The sequence below is a fragment of the Archangium sp. genome, assembly GCF_036389735.1.
Lineage (GTDB): Bacteria > Myxococcota > Myxococcia > Myxococcales > Myxococcaceae > Archangium.
Genome location: NZ_DASVWK010000185.1, coordinates 1 through 4,739 on the forward strand (window position 1 = coordinate 1; position 4,739 = coordinate 4,739).

Below are 4,739 nucleotides of genomic sequence, written 5' to 3' on the forward strand. Positions count from 1 at the left end.
AAAGCGGATCGGTAGAGGCCGCGGGCGGAGCGCCCAGCAAGCCCAGAAGCAACACGGTACTGGTGGCGTTCATGGGCACAGCCTACACGGCTCCTGGGGCGGTGAAGACGCTGGAGCAGGTGCAAGGTAGGGAGTGCCTTGGGCGTCTTGCCAACGACTGGCCTCAGTTGTCAGAGTGTCGGGTCAGGTACTCTTCCGCGGTCGTTCATGTGAGGCTCTCCCGTGTCACTCAATGAGATCCTGTTCAGTCACACCACCACCGGCGCTTCGGCGGTCACCGCGAAGCAGGACGATTTGAAGGTCGCTGGTGTGAAGGCCTCACAGCAGATGGCCAGGACCGACCTGCCCAAGCTGCAGCCGTACGCCGAGGCCTTCATCACCGTGGGCAAGAAGTACGGTCTGCCCCCGGCGCTGCTGGCCGCCATCTCCAGCCGAGAGACGCGTGGCGGCAGCCAGCTCAAGAAGAGCGGCTTCGGGGCCAATGGTGCTGACTTCGGGCTCATGCAGATCAACAAGGACTCCCACAAACTGGTGGGTGGCCCTTTCAGCCGTGAGCACATCGACCAGGCCGGCGACATCCTCAGCAGCTTCTTCAAGCAGGTGAAGAGCAAGCACCCGACCTGGGCGAAAGCGCAGCAGCTGCGCGGCGCGGTGGCCGCCTACAATTTCGGTGTCTCCAACGTGCGGACGTTGGAAGGCATGGATCGGGGCACCGCCAACCATGATTATTCCAGCGACGTGTGGGCCCGTGCGCAGACGTTGGCTCCGCACTTCGATGTCGCTGGGGGCACGGTCGCTGGCTCCACCCACAAGCCCACGTCCACGACTGGGGGCTCGACGTCCGTGGTCACCACTCCAGGTTCCCGGGGCGCGCAGGACAACCAGGTGGTCAAGGAGCTGCAGGCGCTACTCGTCAGGTACGGGTACATGACCGACAAGCAGGTGAAGACAGGCGTCGGCATCCTGGGACCACAAACCCAGGCGGCGCTGTCCCAGTTCCTGGCGGACAACAAGAAGGGCGCGCCGAGCAGCACGTCGGGCACTGGAAGCACGACCCCGAAGGAGAAGCCAAAGCAGGACGTCTTCCCGACGAAGTCCGTGGTGGAGCTTGAGGGTGTGCCGTTGTACGGGCAGGCCGATGAGCCCTGGGGACCGCTCTTCCTCGGCAAGGCCAATGATCTGCGCATTCGCACGGCGGGTTGCGCGATGACGGCCACCTCCATGGCCATCAGCAAGATCTCCGGTCGCGTCATCGACCCGAAGCAACTCGATGAGTACCTGGACGGCCACGGTGGGTATTCTGGCAATGGCCTGAACTGGTTGGTGGCGGCGCAGTCACGGGGCCTCAAGGCAACGTATCCGTACCCGACCTGGTCTCTGGCCACCGTCGACAAGGAGCTGGCCGAGGGCCGTCCGGTGGTGGTGGGGGTGCACTACAAGGATGGCTCCAAGGGAGGACGGTGGGGCACCGACCACTGGGTGACCATCACCGGCAAGTCCCTCAAGGGAACCAGTCCCGTCTACAGCGCCCACGATCCGGCCAACGGGAGGAAGTTCCACTTCACCGTGGATGGTACCCGCCTGCGAACCACCACCAAGACGGGTGCCGCCTCGAACTACGTCACGACGGGCGAGCTCCGCACCTTCTTCCAGCCTCAGCCCAAGAGCCGTGCGGCGTAAGGCCTGAGATTCTTCGGAGTCTGTTCGATCACCGCAGCGGCAGGGTGAACTCCAGTTGCAGGTGCGTGCCCGCCAGCTCGGGCCGCACCGAGGCCCGGACGTGCACGCCCTTCGTCCCGTTCCCGGTGGGCACCACCTGTCCGTGGAGCTGGCAGCTCCGCCCCGTGCCGGTGGAGAGGAAGGTCTCCGCGGCCCGGGTGAAGACGGCGGCCACCGCATCGGGGCTGGCGCCCGCGGGGATGCGCTCGGTCACCTCCAAGGCGAGGCGGAGGATTCGGCCCGTGAGAAGCTGCGCCGGGAGCACCGTGGCATCCCGGCCTCCGTACACGGTGGGCGCCTTCGTCAGCAGCACCGAGTCCGAGTCCCACCAGCCGCTCACCCCCAACAGTCCCCGCGCGGCCAGCCGCTCCTGCTCTCGCAGCGAGAAGCCCTCCTCGGTCGCCACCGTCGAGCCCCCCTGGGGCCGCCACACGGCGGGCGCTCGTGTCCCACTGCCCGGCCCGACGACCCGGGCGAAGGTGCGCGTGTCCCGGAAGCTGGCCGCCAGCAGCGCCGCCACGGCCAGCACGGGGCTGGCGAAGCACTCGCGGCGAACCTCCCCCTGTTGCTCGGCCATCATCACCACGGGATTGAGCGCGGCGCACAGCCAGCGCGAGGTCTCCTCGGCACGCAGCTCGTTCCACGCTTGCGCCGGCAGGGGCTCCGTCTTCTCGTTGGGCACGGCCACCACCATGGGCAGCCAGGCCTCCTCGCCCAGGGCCGCCAGCCGCCGCAGGGTGTCCATGTCGGCGCTCGCGTCGAGGATGAAGCACGCATCGGGCCGCTGGAGGGGCGGGACGTCGAGGCTCCGCGTAAGGCCCTCCAGGAACTGGTGGGACTCAAGGTCCAGCACCTCGATGTCCATGCCGGCGGAGGCGGGGCAGTGCGTCCACAACCAGTGCAGCCCGCGCCACGTGGACTCCAACCGCTTCACCAGCGGGTGCTCGAGGAGGTCTCTCGCGGTGGCGAAGAGGGCCTCCTCGATGCGGGCGAGCACGGCGCGGCGGGCGTCCTCGGGCGAGCGTGCACCGCGGAGGGCCTCGGCCACGCTCAAGGCCAGTCGCCCCCCGCCCACGACGGACTTGAGGCGGGTGGCCTCCTCGGGGCCGAGCGTTCTCGCGCCGGAGAGCGCGTCATGCAGGTGGCGCAGGGCCCGCAGATCCGGAAGGGAGTCCACGACCCGGGAGAGCCGGAAGCCCTCCAGCCCGTCGAAGGAGACCTCGTAGGTGCTCGCGTCGCCGGAGCCGATGCGGTCCTGGACGGTGACGCTCAAGCCCCTCGCGGCGCGTCCGAAGTGCTCGGCGAAGGCGTCCGCGGTGAGCGGGAACCGGCGTCCCGAGGGAGAGGGAAGGAAGGCCCCGGCGACGAGCCAGCGCACGCGTGTGCCGGGTGGATGGGTTGCGTCCATGTGGCCCCCGTCGGGCTTCGAGGTGGAGCGCGACACCCTACAGGCTCATCCGCGAGGGCGCCCGGGGAACCGGGTGACAGGGAAGTTGACGCTGACTACATTCCTCGCACCATGGCCAGCCGAAGTCCCCGGAAGAAGACGGCGGAGAAGCCCAGCTACCACCACGGAGATCTACGCCAGGCGCTGCTGGACGCCTCGCTGGCCCTCATCGCGGAGGAGGGCTTCGGGGCCCTGTCGCTCCGGGAGGTGGCCCGGCGGGCGGGGGTGACGCACGCGGCTCCCTACCGGCACTTCGCGGACAAGGAGGCGCTGCTGGCGGCGGTGGCCGAGCAGGGCTTCCGCGCCATGACGGCCCGGATGAAGGCGCGCATGGCCCGGGAGGAGACCCCCGAGGGACGGCTGAGCGCCTGCGGCGTGGCCTATGTCCTGTTCGCCATGGAGCACCCCTCGCACTTCCGGGTGATGTTCGGGCCCCACTTCACCCGGCCGCTGGAGCTGGGCGCGTCGGAAGGGGACGCCGACGCCTTCGGTCTGCTGGTGGGCTCCATTTCCGACTGCCAGCGGGCCGGCGTGGTGCGCGAGGGGCAGCCCCAGGTGCTCGCGCTGACGTGCTGGTCGCTGGTCCATGGCCTGGCGGCGCTGTTGGTGGACGGGAAGCTCGAGGCCTCGGGCATCTCCACCGTCCCCCAGGCCGAGGCGCTGGCCGAGGCGCAGACCCGTTTGTTGCTGCGCGGGCTGGTGCGCACAACGGGCGATTGACCCCGAGTCCACCTCGGCTAGGTTGGCGCCCCATGGTCAACCCCCCCGAGACCGAGTCCCCCGAGAAGCGCGTCCGAGCCCGGGAGCTCGGCATTCCGCTGGGTCGCTTCAAGACGGGCCGGCACAACGCCATCACCGACGTGGAGGGCGTGCTCGTCGGGCACAGCACCATCATCCGAGGCGAGGGGCCGCTGCGGCCCGGTCATGGGCCCGTGCGCACCGGCGTCACCGCCATCATGCCCAACCGGGGCAACATCTTCATGGAGCGCATGAACGGGGGCGGCTTCGTGCTCAACGGGGCTGGCGAGGTCTCCGGCATGACGCAGCTCATGGAGTGGGGGCTCATCGAGACGCCCATCCTCCTCACCAACACCATGTCCGTGGGCGCGGTGTCCGACGCGGTGGCCCGCCACATGGTCGAGCAGTACCCGGGCATTGGCGACGAGCACGACGTCATCATCCCCATCGTCGGCGAGTGCGACGACAGCTACCTCAACGACATCGCCGGCCGGCACGTGCGCAACGAGCACGTCCGGGAGGCCATCAACGGGGCGAAGTCCGGCCCGGTGGCCGAGGGCAACGTGGGCGGCGGCACCGGCATGGTGACGTGCGACTTCAAGGGGGGCATCGGCACCGCCTCGCGCAAGCTGCCCGAGGCGCTGGGCGGCTACACCCTGGGCGTGCTCGTCATGTCCAACTTCGGCAAGATGCACAACCTGCGCGTGGGCGGCCTGCCCGTGGGCGAGGTGCTCGCCGAGAAGTTCAAGCACCTGCCCCGGCGCGGCCAGACGTACGGCTCCATCATCGCGGTGCTGGCCACGGACGCGCCGCTGCAGAGCCATCAAATCAACCG

General features: G+C 69.1%; 4 protein-coding genes. 3 read left to right on the forward strand and 1 reads right to left on the reverse strand.

Annotation, left to right across the window (positions count from 1 at the left end):
- Positions 1-222: 222 nt before the first annotated feature.
- Positions 223-1,680: a C39 family peptidase gene (locus tag VF794_RS06865; RefSeq protein WP_331108381.1), complete on the forward strand. Its 1,458-nt coding sequence runs from the start codon at positions 223-225 to the stop codon at positions 1,678-1,680.
- A 28-nt stretch (positions 1,681-1,708) separates the two neighbouring features.
- Here VF794_RS06865 and VF794_RS06870 read toward each other — a convergent pair whose 3' ends face one another.
- The gene (locus tag VF794_RS06870; RefSeq protein WP_331108382.1) at positions 1,709-3,127 is read right to left on the reverse strand and encodes a type VI secretion system contractile sheath domain-containing protein; all 1,419 of its coding nucleotides are present in this window, start codon (positions 3,125-3,127) and stop codon (positions 1,709-1,711) included.
- A gap of 111 nt (positions 3,128-3,238) precedes the next feature.
- Here VF794_RS06870 and VF794_RS06875 point away from each other — a divergent pair, with 111 nt between their 5' ends.
- Positions 3,239-3,886, forward strand: coding sequence for a TetR/AcrR family transcriptional regulator (locus VF794_RS06875; protein WP_331108383.1), 648 nt, complete (start codon positions 3,239-3,241; stop codon positions 3,884-3,886).
- 32 nt (positions 3,887-3,918) lie between these two features.
- The coding region (locus VF794_RS06880) for a P1 family peptidase (protein ID WP_331108384.1) at positions 3,919-4,739 on the forward strand (821 nt) is incomplete at its 3' end.

Coding starts and splice junctions, on each gene's coding strand:
- VF794_RS06875 (WP_331108383.1), top strand. CDS start 3,239: ATGGCCAGCCGAAGTCCCCGGAAGAAGACGGCGGAGAAGCCCAGCTAC.
- VF794_RS06870 (WP_331108382.1), bottom strand. CDS start 3,127: ATGGACGCAACCCATCCACCCGGCACACGCGTGCGCTGGCTCGTCGCC.